The organism is Nocardia flavorosea NBRC 108225 (assembly GCF_001613385.1).
Lineage (GTDB): Bacteria > Actinomycetota > Actinomycetes > Mycobacteriales > Mycobacteriaceae > Nocardia > Nocardia flavorosea.
The window spans coordinates 1-545 of sequence record NZ_BDCG01000070.1 but is presented as its reverse complement, the minus strand read 5'-3'; the positions used below and the strand labels follow the sequence as shown (position 1 = coordinate 545).

Here is a 545-nt window from a genome sequence, read left to right as displayed (position 1 = left end):
GGATCGACGAATCCACCCTATTGACATCAGGCGATTCTAGATGAATCATACGATTCTAGTTAGTAGGTTTGCCCGTTTTCCGGCCCTGCCGTGATTCGGGAGTCAGGAGCGCAGACGACGATGTCTGGACACATACATCGGTTCGAACGATTCGGTGACCCGGCGCGACGGCGCGCCAGCGCCGGCTCGGCGACTCTCGGCATCGCTACGACACGGCTGATACGCCCGCTACTCAGCGCGATTCCGCTCACTCCACGGACGGTACGGCCGGCCGGGCTCATCGAGCCGGTACTGGGTAGATGGCCGGTACGCCCCGGTGTACGCGCCCCGCACCCGGCTCAACGGCATACCGTGCGAAGAGGTCGTCCCCACGGCAGGAGTCGACCCCGGCGCAGGAGTGCTGCTGTATCTGCCCGGTGGCGGGTTCTTGGCGGGCGGACCGGGTACGCACCGCCCGGTGGCGGACCTCGCGCTCGTATCGCGCGCCCCGGTTGTCGTCCTCGCCTACCGGCGCCTCCCCGAGACCGATATAGCGGGGTCGGTGC

1 pseudogene is annotated in these 545 nt (G+C 66.4%); it reads left to right on the top strand.

Features of this window, described 5'->3' with window-relative positions:
* Window positions 1-316: 316 nt before the first annotated feature.
* A pseudogene (locus NFL01S_RS33880) lies at window positions 317-545 on the top strand (alpha/beta hydrolase fold domain-containing protein); the annotation flags it as partial.